Origin of the sequence: Clostridium arbusti SL206, from assembly GCF_000246895.1 — a bacterium.
Lineage (GTDB): Bacteria > Bacillota > Clostridia > Clostridiales > Clostridiaceae > Clostridium_I > Clostridium_I arbusti.
On record NZ_BAEV01000080.1, the window covers coordinates 1 to 18,789 of the forward strand.

12 protein-coding genes are annotated in these 18,789 nt (G+C 31.1%); 10 read left to right on the forward strand and 2 right to left on the reverse strand.

What is annotated here, in order from left to right; translation table 11 throughout:
- Positions 1–509: 509 nt before the first annotated feature.
- The 9 genes from RH99_RS13400 to gabT all read left to right on the forward strand — a co-directional run bounded on the left by RH99_RS13400 (position 510) and on the right by gabT (position 15,210).
- The gene (locus RH99_RS13400; RefSeq protein WP_010239106.1) at positions 510–1,736 is read left to right on the forward strand and encodes a Zn-dependent hydrolase; all 1,227 of its coding nucleotides are present in this window, start codon (positions 510–512) and stop codon (positions 1,734–1,736) included.
- 203 nt (positions 1,737–1,939) lie between these two features.
- Positions 1,940–3,418, forward strand: a complete 1,479-nt coding sequence (locus RH99_RS13405) for an NCS1 family nucleobase:cation symporter-1 (protein ID WP_010239108.1) — start codon at positions 1,940–1,942, stop codon at positions 3,416–3,418.
- A gap of 465 nt (positions 3,419–3,883) precedes the next feature.
- On the forward strand, positions 3,884–5,248 hold the full coding sequence (gene hydA / locus RH99_RS13410) for a dihydropyrimidinase (protein WP_010239110.1): 1,365 nt from the start codon (positions 3,884–3,886) through the stop codon (positions 5,246–5,248).
- A 1,204-nt stretch (positions 5,249–6,452) separates the two neighbouring features.
- Positions 6,453–6,779 (forward strand): hypothetical protein, encoded by a 327-nt coding sequence (locus tag RH99_RS13415; RefSeq protein ID WP_010239112.1) that lies wholly within the window; start codon positions 6,453–6,455, stop codon positions 6,777–6,779.
- Position 6,780: 1 nt separating this feature from the next.
- Positions 6,781–7,980: an NAD-dependent dihydropyrimidine dehydrogenase subunit PreA gene (preA, locus tag RH99_RS13420; protein ID WP_010239114.1), complete on the forward strand. Its 1,200-nt coding sequence runs from the start codon at positions 6,781–6,783 to the stop codon at positions 7,978–7,980.
- A gap of 563 nt (positions 7,981–8,543) precedes the next feature.
- On the forward strand, positions 8,544–10,847 hold the full coding sequence (locus RH99_RS13425) for a PAS domain-containing sensor histidine kinase (RefSeq protein WP_010239116.1): 2,304 nt from the start codon (positions 8,544–8,546) through the stop codon (positions 10,845–10,847).
- A 39-nt stretch (positions 10,848–10,886) separates the two neighbouring features.
- Positions 10,887–12,092, forward strand: coding sequence for a PucR family transcriptional regulator (locus RH99_RS13430; protein ID WP_010239118.1), 1,206 nt, complete (start codon positions 10,887–10,889; stop codon positions 12,090–12,092).
- Between the two features lie 213 nt (positions 12,093–12,305).
- Complete coding sequence (locus RH99_RS13435; protein WP_010239121.1) at positions 12,306–13,697, forward strand: APC family permease; 1,392 nt, start codon at positions 12,306–12,308, stop codon at positions 13,695–13,697.
- A 124-nt stretch (positions 13,698–13,821) separates the two neighbouring features.
- The gene (gene gabT, locus RH99_RS13440; RefSeq protein ID WP_010239123.1) at positions 13,822–15,210 is read left to right on the forward strand and encodes a 4-aminobutyrate--2-oxoglutarate transaminase; all 1,389 of its coding nucleotides are present in this window, start codon (positions 13,822–13,824) and stop codon (positions 15,208–15,210) included.
- A gap of 323 nt (positions 15,211–15,533) precedes the next feature.
- On the opposite strand, the gene RH99_RS13445 is transcribed toward gabT, so the two are convergent.
- Positions 15,534–16,568 carry a helix-turn-helix transcriptional regulator gene (locus tag RH99_RS13445; RefSeq protein WP_010239125.1) on the reverse strand — a complete coding sequence of 345 codons (1,035 nt, stop codon included), beginning with the start codon at positions 16,566–16,568 and terminating at the stop codon, positions 15,534–15,536.
- 1,098 nt (positions 16,569–17,666) lie between these two features.
- Between RH99_RS13445 and RH99_RS13450 the strand changes: the two genes are divergently transcribed.
- The gene (locus tag RH99_RS13450; protein ID WP_010239127.1) at positions 17,667–18,062 is read left to right on the forward strand and encodes a hypothetical protein; all 396 of its coding nucleotides are present in this window, start codon (positions 17,667–17,669) and stop codon (positions 18,060–18,062) included.
- Positions 18,063–18,231: 169 nt separating this feature from the next.
- On the opposite strand, the gene RH99_RS13455 is transcribed toward RH99_RS13450, so the two are convergent.
- Positions 18,232–18,708, reverse strand: coding sequence for a spore coat protein (locus tag RH99_RS13455; protein WP_010239129.1), 477 nt, complete (start codon positions 18,706–18,708; stop codon positions 18,232–18,234).
- Positions 18,709–18,789: the final 81 nt, after the last annotated feature.

An 18,789-nucleotide genomic window follows, 5' to 3' on the forward strand; every position in this document is an offset into this window, starting at 1 on the left:
ACACGTAGTATAACGGTTTTTAAAGCCGCAAAACTAAGATTTACTAATACTCGTTCAAAGCACTTCTAACCGTAAATACTACATCCATAAGTATTATTTTAAAATCAGTGTAATGATGGAGATTAGAGGTTATAATGCTTGAGGCTGGATGTGATATTTACGATTATGGGTGCCTTCACTGCGAAAGAAAATCTAAGTTTTGCTTAGTTTAAAGACTGGTGATGGATGAGAGTTAGGCATGTGAAAATAAATAGTAAGTCAAAGATGCGACGAATATTTTGAATTGAGCAAGGAAGCAGGTTCCGAGGATAGTGGGCTATCTGAGGGTTCTGCTGACGCAGTAGGATTCGAAATAGGCTAGCATACTGACTAGTTATTTATTTGAATATGACTTAATGATAGAGAATGTAAAGACTATACAGAGAGTATGGGCAACAGAAAATCACAGGCAGATTCAAAGAGAAAAAATATATTACGAGTGATATAAAAATTAAAAAGGGTGTGTTAAAATGAAAAATATTAGTTGTGACATAAAGAGAATGGAAGATAAGATCGTTACATTTAGTAAATTTGGTGATACCGGAAAAGGTGGTATAACAAGGTTATCTTTAACAGAACCAGCCCTTCAGGCAAGAGCAGAATTCTGCAAGAGAATGAAAGCACTGGGAGCAGAAATTGTAACAGATGATATGGGAAATGTTTATGCTACATTTAAGGGATCAGAAGATCTTCCGCATATTGCAATGGGATCACATTGTGATTCAGTAGTACAAGGTGGAAACTATGATGGTATTTTAGGAGTATTGACCGGAATGGAAGCAGCTGAAACTATTGTTACAGAGAAGATTCCTCACCGTCATCCAATTACAGTTATGATTTGGACCAATGAAGAAGGGGCTCGTTTCGATCCTGCTATGATGTCCTCAGGTGTTATTACTGGTAAATTTGATAAGGCCAAGATGCTAGCGTCAAAGGATAATGAAGGAATTACCTTTGGTGAAGCTCTAGATGCAAGTGGATATAAGGGTGACGAGAAGAACAGAATAAATCCTAAGGACTATATGGCTTTCTTAGAATTGCATATTGAGCAGGGGCCAGTACTTGAAGCTGCAAAAATAGATATAGGTGTTGTAGAGGGCGTTGTTGGAATGGTAAATTATGAATTTGAATTTATCGGCCAGGCTGGTCATGCTGGAACTGTTCCACAGAAGATGAGACAAGACGCACTTTTAGCAGCTTCTGAGGCTATTCAGTACCTTCATAGAGAACTTGACAAACTTGATGAAAGACTAGTTTATACTACTGGTAGAATTATTTGTTCACCAAATGTACATACAATTATACCAGATGATGTTAAGTTTACCTTGGATGCAAGACATCAAGATCCAGCAGTAGTACAGCAAGTGGTTGAAGTTATTAAGAAAATTCCTTCTGAACTTGCAAAGTGCAAGGTTAGCTACAAGGAATTATGGTCACGTAAAACTGTTAGTTATAATAAAGAACTTGTGAATTTCGTTGAAAAAAATGCAAATCTTTATGGCTACTCTAATATGAGAATGTACAGTGGTCCTGGACATGATGCTCAATTTGTAGCTGATATGTTGCCTGTAACTATGATATTTGTTCCGAGTATTGGTGGACACAGCCATTGTGAAATAGAAAAAACTCCTGTGGAGAATTGCTTAAAAGGGGCTAACGTATTATTACAAACGCTCTTGGATATCGATAAGAAGTAGACATCTATTTAGCTTGAATTATACATTGATAATGTTTTTAGTATCCATAATTATCTATGTAAACTACTAAATAGCTTCTAAAATTAACTGAGATTAAGATTATCATTAAAGCTAAGAATTCTGTTTATCTAAACTTAGTGAGAATAAAAAAAGTTCTTACTATAAATAATATTAATAACTAATTAAAGAGGAGTGAATTTATTATGAAAGAAGAAATGCATGAATTAAAAGAAGACATAAGTGGAAGTAAACTATATAATGAAGATCTTGCCCCTACAGCTATTAAGGATAGAACTTGGAATACTTACAACTATACGGCATTATGGATAAGTATGGCACACTGTATACCTACTTATATGATGGCTGGTGGACTTATTGCTTTGGGAATGAATTGGATACAGGCTCTAATAACTATTACCCTTGGAAACATTATTGTTTTAATACCAATGTTATTAAATGCTCATCCTGGCGCTAAATATGGAATTTCCTTTCCGATTTTGGCAAGAGCTTCTTTTGGTACAAAAGGTGCTAATATACCGGCAGTGCTGAGGGCGATAGTTGCTTGCGGGTGGTTTGGTATAAACACCTATATAGGTGGAAGTGCCTTAAATGTACTATTTTCAGCAATAATACCAGGATGGAAAACTATGGGCGGAAGTTTTACTATACTTGGATTAGCATTACCTAATGCTATAACATTTATGATATTTTGGGGATTACAGATATACATCATATACAAGGGAATGGATGTAGTTAGAAAGTTTGAAAACTGGGCTGCTCCAGTAGTATTAATTCTTGCTCTTGTCCTTGTAGTTTGGGCAGTTTATGCTGCTAAGGGTTTTGGACCATTATTCAGTGAACCAAGTAAATTTAAAACTACAGGTGAATTTATAAAAGTATTTATTCCTTCGTTAACAGGTATGATTGGCTTCTGGGCAACCTTATCACTTAACATACCTGACTTTACAAGATTTGCAAGAAGTCAAAGAGAACAGATAATAGGTCAGGCAATTGGATTACCACCAACTATGACAATATTCTCAGCAATGGGTATAATAGTAACTTCAGCTACAGTTGTAATATTTGGAAAAGCAATGTGGGATCCCGTTGATATAGTTTCAAAATTTACAAATCCTATAGTACTTTTCATAGGTTTTGCCGGAATAGTTGTTGCATCATTATCTGTTAATATAGCAGCAAACATTGTTTCACCAGCAAATGACTTTTCAAACATGATGCCAACACGTATTAGCTTTAAAACTGGCGGACTTATTACAGGTATTTTAGGTATAGTTATAATGCCTTGGAGACTTTTATCTGATCCTAGTGGATATATATTCAATTGGCTTGGAACTTATTCAGGAATACTTGGACCAATTGCAGCAATTATAATTTGTGATTATTGGATTTCTAAAAACAAAAAGCTTAATCTTAAAGATCTTTTTTCTGAAAATGGAATTTATACTTATTCAAATGGTTTTAATAAAAGTGCAATTATAGCATTAGTTATTGGAGTTGTTGTAGCGCTTATAGGTAAAGTAGTACCAGCATTGAGCATAATAGTTGACTATTCATGGTTTGCTGGCTTTGGAGTATCCTTCATAGTTTATTTACTACTAAATCCTAGAGACAAAACAGCAAGTGCTGAAGGTTCAGAGCCAGAAGAAACTCCAGCTGTATAAAAAATATATTAACAATGAAATTTATTTTAAAGTATGGAATTCATAGATTATATATTAAAAACAATTAAAAAGTTATAATAATTAAAGATATTCAATATATGTCATAAATTGTTTTAAGTTGCATTAGTTTTTAATGAAGATTAACTTATAAACCATTAAGGCATATTCAAATAAATAACTAGTCAGTATGCTAGTCTATTTTGAATCCTACTACGTCAACAGAACCTTCTGATAGCACCACTATCATCAGAACCTGTTTTCTTGTATAATTCAAAATATTCGTCGCATCCTTGGCTTGTTATTTATTTTCACATGCCTAATATTAGCAAGTTTTAGTTTAGCGATGTTAATATTAATGGTTTAAGGTTTTTATATGAGCATATCAAATAAAATTAAAGATTATAAAGGGAGGTGAACTTTAGTGGGATCTTGTACTTATAATACATCTTCTTACTAAAGATAATTATGGATACAGTGATTAAAAATGGAACTATAGTAACAGCTACAGATACTTTTAAGGCTGATGTGGCAATTAAGGATGGAAAGATTGAGGCTATAGCTAATGATATAGATGCAGGAGATGCAAAAGTAATAGATGCAGAGGGGAAATTTATATTACCTGGAGCTATAGATGCTCATACTCACCTGGCAATGCCCTTTGGAGGTACCGTTTCATCAGATGATTATGAAGCAGGTACAAGAGCTGCTGCTTGTGGTGGAGTTACTACAGTATTTGATTTTGCTCTTCAGACTAAAGGTGAAGGAATTATTGAAACTGCACAGAGAAGAAATAAGATCTGTGAGCCTCAGGCTTGTGTAGACTATGCTTTTCATGTTGCAATTACAGATTTAAGACCAGAAGTACTTGAAGAATTCCAAACAGCGGTGGATTATGGCATACCTAGCTTTAAGGTATTTATGGTTTATAAAAAAGAAGGTCTTATGGTAGATGATGGAGTACTTTGCAAGATATTAAAGAAGTCTAAGGAAACAGGAGCACTTATAAGCGTTCATGCTGAAAATCCAGATTTAATAGATTTAAGAACGGAGCAGTTTTTAAAAGAAGGAAAAACTTCAGCTTGGTATCACTATCTAAGTCGTCCTGAGTTTGTAGAGGCAGAAGCTGATAAGAGAGCTATACATTGGGCAAAGTCATTAAATGCTCCACTTTATATAGTACATCTTGCAAATAAAGAGGGTATGGAAGAAGTTAAAAAGGCAAAGGATGAAGGTTATGAAATCTATGCAGAAACTTGTCCGCAGTATCTTCACTTTACTAGCGATGTGTATAAGAGAGAAGACGGAAGGAATTTTGTTTGTTCACCTCCAATGAAGGGACAGGAAAGTCAGGATGCTTTATGGGAAGGTATAAAGACAGGAGATATTGCAACTATTGCTACAGATCATTGTCCATTCCAAAGCTATGAGAAAGATTGGGGAAAGGATGATTTTACAAAGATTCCAAATGGTTGTATGGGTATAGAAAATATGTATCCTTATATGCTTAGCGAGGCTAATAAGGGAAGAATTTCTTTTAATAAAGTTGTAGAGATTTGTTCATCAAATCCTGCTAAGATATTTGGTTGTGCTCCTGCCAAGGGAACTATAATGCCAGGCAGTGATGCTGATATAGTAATTTATGATCCTAGTAAGGAGTTTGTGGTTTCAAAGGATAATATGCATTCAGATGTGGATCATACTATTTGGGAAGGTACTGAGCTTAAGGGTTATCCTGTTATGACTTTTTCAAGAGGTCGTGTTGTGTTTAAGGATGGAGAGTTTATAGGGGAACCTGGCTGGGGTAAGATGCTAAAACGTAGAAGAAAGTAGATGTGGGTGTTTTAAAATAAGTCTCAAAGCTAATGCTATATTTGCATTTATGATAACGTTCAGCTTCAAAAGAAAATCTAAGTTTTGCTTAGTTTGAAACACTATGACTTTTAAACTCCCTTGGGTCAGACAGAAAAAGTCACTTAACGTTTTTCAAACACGCAAAACTAATATTTTCTAGTATTCGCTTCAATGTTATCTACAATGCAAATATACCATTATGAGACTTGTTTTAAAATCTTATAATGAAGGTTAAGGTAGTTAAAGTTATTGATTCAAAATTCTAAACCCTTTAAACTCCCTTTGGTCAAACAGTAAAGGGTTCTTAACGAATTTTAAAGTCGGCAAGATAAGATTTCTAATTATTTATTCGAAGATATCTACAATGTACATGCCATGCCAATGAGACTTATTTTAAAAGCTAACTATGAAAGTTAGGGTACTTTGAATGGTGTTTCAGGATGCCTTAGTTTGAAATACTATGACTTTTAAGCTCCCTTAGGTCAGACAGAAAAAGTCACTTAACGTTTTTCAAACACGCAAAACTAATATTTTCTAGTATTCGCTTCAATGTTATCTACAATGCAAATATACCATTATGAGACTTGTTTTAAAACGTAACTATTAAAGTTAAGCACTTCAAGTAGGGTTTGATGAAGAATCAAAGGAAAACTAATGGTATGATTGCATCTATGATAAGGTTCAGTTTTAAAATGAAATCTAAAAATCTAAGTCAAGAAATAAACAGATGAGTATATTGACGATTTCAGCAGTATAGTGGAGTTTAATGAATTTAAATTAGTGCCATGGAATTTAGTTGCTTGTAGTGATATGAACTTTTATTAAGGTTCATGTTAGAATAGGTTCATTGTTAATTTGTTTGAAAATTTAGAATGTTACAAATGTTTAACTCATAGGTATATATACATTTAGTTTAGAAATATACTGTGTAATTAGCAGTTAGCATATATGATTTAGAAATAAGCATGAATATAGTGAAATAACGTTTATCCTATGACTATTCACTCTAATACTAGCATCGCACTCTGCGAAAGCGGGAGTAAAGAGTGGCTAAGTTCTTGGATAATGAATTCTAAGTATCACAAACCGATACTTAGAATTCTGTTTATTTATTATTATGAGATTACTAGAGTAGATGATTATTTGATAAACAAAATTAAGCAGAAAATGGAGGAAATTTGTTATGGTTAAAAAGAAAGTAACAAAAACTATGATTATAGAAGAAACAGCAAGATGTCTTTTGTGTTATGATGCACCTTGCAGCAAGGCATGTCCGGTGGGATTTAATCCATCTAAGAATATGAGATCTGTTAGATTTCAAAACTTTAGAGGAGCAGCTGAGGCAGTAAAGAGAAATAGTGAAGTGGTAGGAAAATGTGGTGAAGCCTGTAATAACGGGAGATTTTGTCAGAGAAATTGTATAAGAGGAAAAATAGACAGGCCTATTCAGATAAATATGGTTCATGAGTTTTTAACTGAAGACAAAAATAAGAGTGAGGGGGATGTTTAATATGGAAGATTTATCAATTGAATTCTGTGGTGTAAAGTGTGAAAATCCGTTTTTTCTTTCCTCCTCAGTAGTTGGAAATAATTTTGAGATGTGTGCTAAGGCCTTAGAAATGGGTTGGGGTGGAGTTGTTTTTAAAACTATTGGTTTTTATGTGTCCAAGGAAGTTTCACCTCGTTTTGATACTATAGGAAAAGAGGGGACTCCTTTTATAGGTTTTAAAAATTTGGAGCAGATTTCAGAGCATTCTTTAGAGGAAAATTTAGAGTGGATGAGACAGCTTAAAGAAAAATATCCAAGTAAGATTTTAGTGGCTTCAATAATGGGACAAAATGAGCATGAATGGACGGATCTTGCAAAATTAGTTACTGAAATAGGTGCAGATATAATAGAATGTAATTTTTCTTGCCCTCAAATGGCAAATAATGATATGGGGTCAGATGTAGGACAAAATCCAGAGTTGGTTAAAAAATACTGCCAAGCGACAAGAAGGGGAACTAATTTACCTATACTTGCTAAGATGACACCTAATATAGGAAATATGGAGGTGCCTGCAATTGCTGCTATGGAAGGTGGAGCAACAGGGCTTGCTGCAATAAATACTATTAAAAGTATTACAAAAATAGATTTAGATAGTTTTTTATCCTATCCAATAGTTAATGGTAAATCCTCTGTTTCTGGATATTCTGGAAAAGCTGTAAAGCCTATAGCACTAAGGTTTATACATGATATGGCAAAAAACAAGACTCTTAAAGGGGTACCTATAAGTGGTATGGGTGGAATAGAAACTTGGGAAGATGCAGCAGAATTTATATTACTTGGTTCTACTAATCTTCAAATTACTACTGCTGTAATGCAATATGGATATAGAATAATTGAAGATTTAATAAGTGGATTGTCTTATTATATGGAAGAAAAGGGTTTTAATAAGCTTGAAGACATGGTGGGACTTGCTCTTGAAAATATAGTGCCAGCAGAAGAACTGGACAGAAGCTTTATTTTATATCCTTCCTTTGATGAAGATAAATGTGTAGGTTGTGGAAGATGCTATATTTCCTGTTATGATGGAGGACATCAGGCAATAAAATGGGAGAGTGATATACGTAAACCGATTCTTCTGGAAGATAAATGCGTGGGTTGTCACTTGTGTACGAAGGTATGTCCAGTAACGGCTATATCTTCTGGAAAAATCAAATACAAGTAAATAATTTAGTTGATTTTATTAAAGACTATACTTATTTTACAAATAGAAGAACAGTTAATACAACAATGAGCAGCGACACATTAATACTATATGTGTTACTGCTCATTGTTGTATTTAGGCATGTGAAAATAAATAACAAGTCAAATATACTAGTATACTGACTAGTTATTTATTTGAAGATGCCTTATATATAAGTTTAAGAATAAAAAACACATAACTAAAAATATAAATGCAAAAAATGTCAAAAAAAGGGGGCTGCTTTTTTGTAATTTTGATTATTTAATATAGTATAATTATATAGAACATTTAATATTCAGCATTCAGCATAATTATACAAAACGATTACAAAAGACAAAACATAAATATATCCGATTTGATAAAGAATTCCTTGAATATAAACTTATGGATGATATAACATTTACGAATTAGAATGTTGGTTGGTTTTATGAATGATAAAAGTTAAATAAAGGCGCAATTTCATAGATAATAAAAGATAAATGGAATACGGAATTAAAAATAATTGTATTATATGTTGATTTAATTTGAAAGCAGAGGGATACACGATGAAATACACTTTAAAAACTAGTAAAAAACCATTTTTTTGTATTAAAGATAATGTTATTAATACAGTTAATAAGGATTTTATAGATTTTAGTGGATATTTAGAAAAAGAATTGATTGGGAGATCTCTTAATGAAATAAGTAGATTACTTAGAATTGATACTGTAGTAAATCTTAAGGATATTGAAGATAAATTTCAGGGCTATGTATTTACTAAAGATTACAATGCAAGAGAAGTAACTATTGTTTGCAAACATTTAGAGGCCAATAATGAAAGAAGATATTATTTTAGAGAAAAACCAAATTCACGTATTGAAGATAAGATGATGTTTGTAGCACAGATTTGTAAAAATGATAAAGTTGGAACTGCAATTTGGAGTTTCCCAGATTTTATTATGCTTAATTGTAACAATAAGTTTTTGAAAGACTTTTATTATCCATGTACTAGAAGAGAAAAGTGCATAGGAAAATATAAGAAAGAAATAGTAACTGGCTGTGAGGATAATAATATAGATGAAATATGGTCCATAATTAAAAATACTGGAGAATCATATCATGCAAATGAATTGAAGCATGAAGATAAAGTGAATGGAACTAGCTATTGGAATTTATCTTTAGTGCCTATATATGTAGATGGTAATATTAAATATATAGTAGAAAATAAATGGGATGTAACGGAAAAAATACTGGGTAGAGAATTAAGGGATAAGCAGAGTAAGATTATTGAACACCAAAAAAAACAGTTAGAGGTTATAATTGAAAATATGTCAGATCCTCTGCTTATATTTGATAAAAATGGTAAGTACATAAATGTAAATAAGGCAGGAAGAGAAAAGTTTTCACTATGTAAGAATCTAAAAAGGTTGTGGGATAGTCTTAAAGAGGTTGAATATCTTAATATGGATGGACAGTTAATACAAAAAAAAGATTTACCTGCGGCTATGGTATTAAGAGGAGAAAAAGTATCAGGATATAGAATGATTATAAAAGATCGTAATGGAGCTGTTTATTGTGAAACAAATGGTACCCCTGTGTACGATAGTGAAGGGAACTTTATAGCAGGAATTTTATGTAGTCGTGATATTACTGAAAAGATAAAAAATGATAATCATATATTTATAGATAAACAATATGATATCTTAAATAGAATGATAGAGGAGCTGGATTTAACAGTATTAAGACTATCTTATCCAGACTTAAAGCTTATAGATATTAATAAAACGGCATATAATTTTATAAAATCAGAAAATCCGGATATAGATTCTATAGATGATATCAAAGGGATTAACTATAAAGATATAGTTGATAGTTTTGACAAAGTATATGTCCTTGAACAAATTAAAGCTGTAATAGATAGAAACGAAACATCCTATTCTAAATATAGAAAATTTATTATTTCAGGAGAAGAAAAATTTATAAATACAATATACCAACCTATGTTTGGAATTCACAATGAAATATTAGAAATAGTTGCCATTGGAATTGATGTTACTGAACAAATAAAAGCTAATAGAGAAATGAAGAAAAGTCTTAAAGTGCAAGAGGAAATATTTGGAAATATATCCCACGAAATGAGAACACCTTTAAATGTAATTTTTAGTGCAGTTCAGCTATTTGAATTGTATTCAAAAAATGAAGCTCTATATAAAAATAAAAATAATGTTAATAGAAATATATATACCATAAAGAAAAACTGTTATAGGTTATCAAGGACTATAAATAATATGTTAGACTTATCAAAAATAAAACTGGGCTATTTTGAAGTAAATCTATTTAATGGAAACATAGTTACCATGATTAAAGACATAGTTAAAGGTGTATCAGAATATTTTACAGACAAAGAAGCTAGCATTGTATTTAATACGAATATAGATGAGAAAATTATTGCATATGATGCTAATAATTTTTGTAGAGTTATACTTAATCTCATCTCTAATGCAATTAAATTCTCAGAAGATAGTGTAGATATTTCTATAAAAGTTAGAGACAAAAACGATTTTGTTGAAATATATGTAGAGGATAAAGGTATAGGCATTGAAAAAAGTCATTTACAAGATATATTTGAAAAATTTAAACAAGTGGACAAGTCATTTACGAGAACTAGTGAGGGGAGCGGATTGGGCTTATATATTGCAAAGTCAATTGTTGAATTGCACAATGGAAATATAAGTGTAAAAAGTGAATTAGGTGAAGGCAGTATATTTAAAATAGTTTTACCTGTAAGACTTACAGAAATAAATATTAATAGAAATGATTGTTTTGACAGAGAAATGATAAATATGGAATTCTCTGATATATATTCTTAAGTGGTTATTAAAAAGTTAATAGGGGGTATTGAGCGACCGATGATTATTACTTGCAATAATGTAACAAAGCTGCCTTATCTTGAAAAAATGAGAATAGTAGCAGGTAGAGGTGGATTAAATAAAGTCATAAAATGGGTACATGTAATGGAAAATCCTAAATATACTGAGTGGCTAAAAGGGGGTGAACTGCTTTTAACTACAGGAGTAGCTATTGGTGAGGATATATCCGATCTTTTAAAGTTTATAGAGGATATAAATTGCAGAAATCTTTCAGGTCTAGTTATAAATGTAGGACCCTATATAAAGGAGATACCAGAAGAAGTTATAAAACTTGGAGATTCTCTTGATTTTCCCATATTTGAATTGCCTTTTGAAGTTGGATTTATAGATATAAGTCAAAGTATATGCAGGTCTATCTTTACAAATAAAATAGAGCAAGAATCTATGGATAATTTTATGAAGGATATTATTTTTAATGATTTACCAGTAACAGATGAATTTTTAAATAGAGCCATTTCTTATGGATATAATCCTCAAATGTCATACTGTGCATTTATAGTTAAAATGGATAATTTTAGAGATTTTATTAAGAACAATAAAATAACTGATGAGAGAGAAGCTTTAGAGATTAAGCAGCATGTTGGACAAGTGGTAACAGATACTATGAATAAATGGAATAGAAAAGTTCTTCATACTATTCAGAATAATTCTATTGTACTTATGCTTCCAATAGAAAAAAGGGATAAGGAAAATGATAAGATAAACAATATTGCAAAAGATGTGATAAAAGAAGTTAAAGCTAAGATAAATGATTTAAATGTAAATATAGGTATTGGAGATTATTTTGTAGATTTGAAAAATTTCAGAAAAAGTATAGTTAAAGCAGAAAAGGTATTAAAAATTTTACCTATTACTAAAGAAGAAAATATAGGACGCTATAAGGATATGGGTATTTACAGGGTATTTTTTGATTTAGATAAATACGAGGAGATAAAGAGTATTTATGAGCAAACTTTGGGGAGTATAATTGCTTATGATCATGAACTATTAGATACCTTGGAGGTTTTTATAGAAGATGGATGCAATCTAAGTAAAACTTCAGAACGACTTTTTGTACATAGAAACACTCTTAGATATAGAATTAACAAAATAGAAGAGATATCTGGCAAAAATTTAAAAAATATTGATGATATATTTAGTTTTAGTATAGCTTTAAAAATAGGAAAGTTCCTAAAATGTATATAATAGACAGAGTATACAAAATTATATGAGTCTATTTGTACACTGTGTATATATTAATAAAATTAAAAATATGGTAAATTATAAACATGATAATTATTAAATTATTAAATAATATAATTTAAAATTATTATTAATTCAATGAATTGGATTTTATACAACAATTTTAATAAATTTATATTTGATATTGTGTATAAGCAAATTGAAGGAGGATTTACCATGGAAAATACTAAATTAAAAAAGAATCATCTTAGCATGCTTGAAACTATAGCAATGTCTGTTGCTATTATGGCACCTACTGCATCTATGGCCTTGAATGTTTCCTTAATGGCAGGTGTTTCATCTTATTCTGTTACATTGGTATTTATAATTTCTATGATTGTTGTTGGATTTGTTTCACTATCTATTATTAAATTCAATAGACATTTTTCAACAGCTGGGTCCTTATATACCTTTACTGAAAAATCATTAGGTAAGAGAACAGGTTTTATCTCAGGATGGTCACTTCTTTTAACATATTTGATGTTTACAGCAGGATGCACCGCGGCACTTGGATCATTTGCAAAAAGTTTTTTAAATACTGCATTTGGTATTAATATAGGATGGTTACCAATTGCATTAGTATGTTCAGTTATAATAGGTTTGGTTTCATATATGGATGTGAAGATAAGTACAAGAGTAATGTTGGTATTTGAAGGCATATCCATAGTATTAATACTAATATTAGCGGTAGTTATATTTTTTAAAGTTTCTAAAACTACGGGTCTTAGTACACTTCCCTTTAAGAGTAATGGTAATAATATGTCTGCTATTGCTACTGCCTCAGTTTTTGGTTTTCTGTCCTTTGCGGGTTTTGAAGGAGCATCAAGTCTTGGTGAGGAAACAAAAAATCCAAAGAAGTTCATACCTATTGCGATAGGTAGTGCTGTTATTATAACAGGTTTGTTCTTCCTGCTTTCAAGTTATGTTCAGGTCATAGGCTTTGGTGCTAATGAAGCGGGAATCAAAACACTAGCAAAATCATCACTACCACTTAGTGATTTGTCTTTAAAATATATATCAAGTAGTTATGCTTTAATGTTAACCCTTGGAGCTATATTATCATTTTTCTCTTGTGCTCTTGGAAGTGCATCAGCAGGAGCAAGAATGCTTTTCTCAATGAGTAGAGATGGAAGGATAAATGAGAAATTAGCAACTGTTCATCATAAATATAATACACCTTATGTTGGTCTTGCCATAATAACAATATTCGCCATTGTAGTGGAAATTGCTTTGTATAAGAAGAGTGGTACAGAAGTATTTGGATACTGTGCAACTATTGCTTCGCTAGCCTTAATAATTTCATATCTACTTACAAGTATTGGAGCTATGGTATACTTTACAAAAAATAAGATGTGGGGTATTAAGAATCTAATAGTACCTATTATATCCATTGCAGCCTTGGTATTTGTACTTTACTCAAATATATATCCCATACCAGAGTTTCCAGCAAATATATTCCCATTTATAATAGCTGGATGGATCGTTATAGGTATGGTTATTACCTATAAATTTGAAATTTCTCATGAAAATAAGAGTGTTGTAGGTACTGTATCTGAAAAGATAGGATAAACATTAGATGTTTTAGAGTCTTGTTTTTAAATTTTGTTGTAAATAAATGAAAATTAAGTAATAATAAGTTAGTTAAAAATCAAAATTAATATATAAAATATTTATAAAGATAGGGGAGTTTGTCATGATAGAAGAAAAAATCGCAAAAATTTCAACAGAGGTACCAGGACCAAAATCAAAGGAACTTATGAAAAGGAGAGAAAGATATGTAGCAAAAGGGGTTGGATGTTCAGCACCTATATTTGTAGAAGAAGCAAAAGGAGCTCTCATTAAAGATGTAGATGGTAACGTATTTGTAGATTTTGCTGGTGGAATAGGTGTTCAAAATATTGGACATAAAGATGAAGAAGTTGTTAAGGCTATAAAAGCTCAGCTTGATAAATATATTCATCCAAGTTTTCATGTTAATATGTATGAACCATATATAGCTTTATGTGAAAAATTAGTGGAGATTACACCAGGAAACTATGATAAAAAGGCCATGCTTGCAAACAGTGGAGCTGAAGCTGTTGAAAATGCCATAAAAATAGCTAGAGCTTATACTAAGAAGGCTGGAATAATTTCACTACAAGGTTCTTTTCATGGTCGTACTAATATGACTATGTCTATAACTAGTAAATATAAACCTTATAAAAATGGTTTTGGACCATATGCTGCAGAAACTTATAAAACAGAAGCTGCATATTGTTATAGATGTCCTGTAGGCTGTGAATATCCTTCTTGTAAAATTGCCTGTGCAGAAAAACTTAGAACAATGCTTAAGACAGTAATATCCAGCGATATGATTGCATGTCTTATTGCAGAACCAGTTCAAGGTGAAGGTGGTTTTGTGGTGCCTCCTAAAGAATACTTTAAGATGTTAAGAGAAATATGTGATGAGAATGGAATAGTATTTATTGTAGATGAGGTTCAAGCTGGATTTGCAAGAACTGGTAAAACTTTTGCTCATGAGAATTTCGATGTAGATGCAGATATTATAACTATGTCAAAATCCATTGCAGCTGGAGTTCCTCTAAGTGCAGTAGTAGGAAAAGCAGAAATTATGGATGCTGCATGTGTTGGGGGAATAGGTGGAACTTATGGTGGAAGTCCACTTGGCTGCGTAGCAGCACTTAAAGTTATTGAAAAAATAGAAAAAGAAGATCTTAATAAAAAGTCCATTGAAATGGGTAAAGTTATAATGGCTAGATTGAATGAAATGAAGGAGAAATATATTGCTATTGGAGATGTAAGAGGAATTGGTGGAATGATAGGTCTTGAATTTGTTAAGAATATAGTTACAAAGGAGCCAGATGGTGCTTTTGTAAAAAATGTTATATCCTATTGTTTCAAACACGGAGTAATATTCTTGAATGCAGGACTTTTCGGCAATGTAATTCGTTTCTTAGCACCTCTTGTCATTACAGATGAACAGTTAAAATATGGTTTGGATGTACTTGAGGAAGCAGTCAAAGAAGAAGCTGACAAGGAATTATTAACTTATACTGCAGTGAAGGAAGTAGTTTTAAAATAAAGTTTAAGATTGTCTTTGTATTTGATAAAGTTCAGTCAAATCCATTGACAGCTACGGTAATAGATGTAGCAAACTTTGTTAAAGAAAATAAAGTTCAGATAAGTCTAGAGTTAGTTATATATTATTAGCTCTAGACTTTATTATTCATTTATATAAGGCATCTTCAAATAAATAACTAGTCAGTATACTAGTCTATTTTGAATTATACTACGTTAACAGAACCTTCTGATAGCACCACTATCATTAGAACCTGTTTCCTTGTATAATTTAAAATATACGTCGCATCTTTGACTTGTTATTTATTTTCACATGCCTAATATTCTTTAAATCTCTGCTACTATTTTCCCTATCTCACTTAAATCATACCCATCTATGCCCTCAAGCTCTATTTTAAAATTTTCTGAAGTGAGTATATCAATTAGAGTTTTAAAGGGTATTTTATCAATATCATCCTTTTTCATTACAAGATCATAGCTTTCCTTTTGTAATGGAATAAAGTCTAATCCTGGGAATTGAAGAGCTGATTTTTCAATTCCCAGGCCTAAATCTGCCTTACCTTGATGAACAACATTTGCTACAGCTAGATGAGTTAAATATTTTTCATTATATCCTTTTACATCATTACTAGAAATATCCATAAGCTTTAAGTGTTGATCTAGAAGTACTCTAGTACCTGAGCCATTTTCTCTGTTCACAATAGTAATATCTTTTCGCTTTAGATCTTTCCAACCCTTGATGTTTTTTGGATTGCCTTTTTTAACATAAAAGCCTTGTGTGCGATAAGCTAAATGTACTAGTATTGCTGAAATTCCAGGAAGAAGCTTTTCAACATAAGGCACATTATATGTTCCAGTTTTGCTATCCCAAAGATGGCAGGTAGCAATTTGTGCTTCGCCCTCATATAAATTTACTAAACTATGATAACTACTTACACAGGAAAGAACGGTTTTAGCACCTTTAGGATGTTTAGACAAGTATCGAGATAATATATCTAAAAGCACGTCTTCACCGGCAATTAATAAGATATTATTAGGTTTTGAAGTATAATTATTTTCTATAGATTTTTTTGAATCTGAATTATATTCATTTAGTAATTCATCGTTATTAATATCTTTTATAGTAGCAATATTATGAGTAAGATTGTTTCTCTTAAGACTATTTTTTTTATTAGTTTGTTCCATATTTAAATTCTTTGATCTATTTTTATAATCCTCTACATCGCTTTGTTCTACTCTAACTCTTCTTCCTATTCTATAAGCATTGAGTTCTCCTCGCTTAATTAATTCATATACAGTTGTCTTTGCAATTTTTAAAATATCTGCCACTTCCTGTGGTGTTAGTGAAGAATTATCTGCCATAAATATTTCCTTTCTCAACTATATTTTTAGACATATTCAAATAAATTAGCTTATTTTGAATCCTACTGCGTCAGCAGAACTCTCAGATAGCTGGGCTATCTGAGAGTTCTGCTTCCTTGCTCAATTCAAAATATTCGTCGCATCTTTGACTTGCTATTTATTTTCCCACGCCTTATTAATGGTTAAATAACAATTATAATTTTTTTATTATTAAGTAAAACAGTGCGCTGAAATCTGTAATATACAATTTGTACAGAATATATTGATAAATTATATTAAATTACAAAATAATTTAATATAATTAATTGATTTTATAAAGCAATATATTTATATCAAAACTATGAATAATAGATAAAAACAATTGTAAATTAATATAAATGAATTAAAACTGTTAATATCTTAATATTATAACATAGATATATATAGTGGAAAAGTATATGTAATTGTTACTATTTGCTTTTGAAGGCTAATGATTCCTTTAAGGAATAAGGCACATTCAAATAAATAACTAGTCAGTATGCTAGTCTATTTTGAATCCCACCGCGTCAACAGAACCCTAAGATAGCTCACTATCTTAGGGACCTATTTCCTTGTTGACTTCAAAATATACGTCGCATCTTTGACTTGTTATTTATTTTCATATGCCTAAATAGAATACTAATAAATTCAGACAACATGAAAGTCATAATTAAATCATTGAAGCAAGTTCTTAATTCAGGTGGGGATTCTTTTACACCATCTGAATTTTAGAATTGCAAATGCATGGCTTACTTGGCGTCGAACTCCCACTTGAAGAAAAGCAGACAAAACAAAATTTATTTTGTATTTGGTCGCTTTCACAGAGTGCAAGTAGAGAGCCCAAATTTTAATTTGGTGCGAATCACTTTCACAGAGTGAGTGGGAGACTTACGCCAAGTTAGTCAGGTTAAATTTATCATACTGAAAATAATAAAATATTAATATGTTAATTAATATGCTTAATAATTTCCAATAGTTCATGTATTGATAGAAAATTTAGATAAATTAAAAATATATGATGTAATTTGTTGAAAATTAGTGTATTATATTTATATAGTGATTTCAGAGGAGGATGGTATAATGGCTACAGATATGATAAATGAAAATGAATTAGAAGAAATATATGCAAAGAAGAAAAAAGATCTTATAGATTACTTAGAAGAAAATAATATAAAAACTTTATATGGTGTAGATATAGAACAACTTCATAATGGAGAAGATGGCAATGTAAAGAAAACTACTAAGTATTATTTTGTAGAAGAAAAACACAGAGATGATATGGCTAAAGAAATAAAAAAGGCTAGTACTGAATCTAGTGACTGTATTCAGTATGAAATAACTGATTTCGATAATATAGAGTATGAAAGATTTTTACCAAGTCTATGCGGTGAAAATGAAGTGGAATTTGGTAGTATTAGTGGAATTATAAAGTTTAAGCAAAAATTAAAGTTTATAAAAGTAGAAATTGAAGGATAAAAAATAAGTTTAAATTACACATTTTATATTGATTTATAATTAAATTGTAAGTTAAAGCTTTCATCAAATTTATTTTACAAGATTAAGAAGGCAGCAATACTATATATAATTGCTGCCTTCTTTGAATATTTTTTACGGAGTCCTATTCATTTTCATATGCCTTATGTAATTATTTTACGTTATACATACCCTTACTTTGCATATACTTAAATACAGCTTCTCCGTGCTTTTGCTCTTCTTTTTGTATGTGGTTTAATGCATCACGTACTTCTGTGTCTTTGCATTCAAAAATAGTAGTGTCATAAGTGCCAGACACATATTTTTCTGCCATAAGTATATCTGAACACATATCAGCATCATTAAGATCAAGGGCTGTTGCAGTGCTTGAAGTCGACGTATTGCTTCCTGCTGTTTGCGCTGAACTTTGATTTTGTTGCTGATTCATCTGAGGTACAGTGCCGCTTAATAGTTGATTAATGCTATCTAAATGCGTTTGTTCATCTTTGCCGTTAGCATTAAATATGTCCTTTAACTGAGAATCTTTAGCTTTACTAGCATAGTTTGCATATTTTTCTATACATATTTGTTCGTGTGATTTCTGGTCTTCTAATAGAAGTCTTTCCTTTTCTGATAAAGTTATTTGCATTTATTAAACACCTTCCTATTAGGCATATTCAAATAAATAACTAGTCAGTATACTAGTCTATTTTGAATTATACTACGTTAA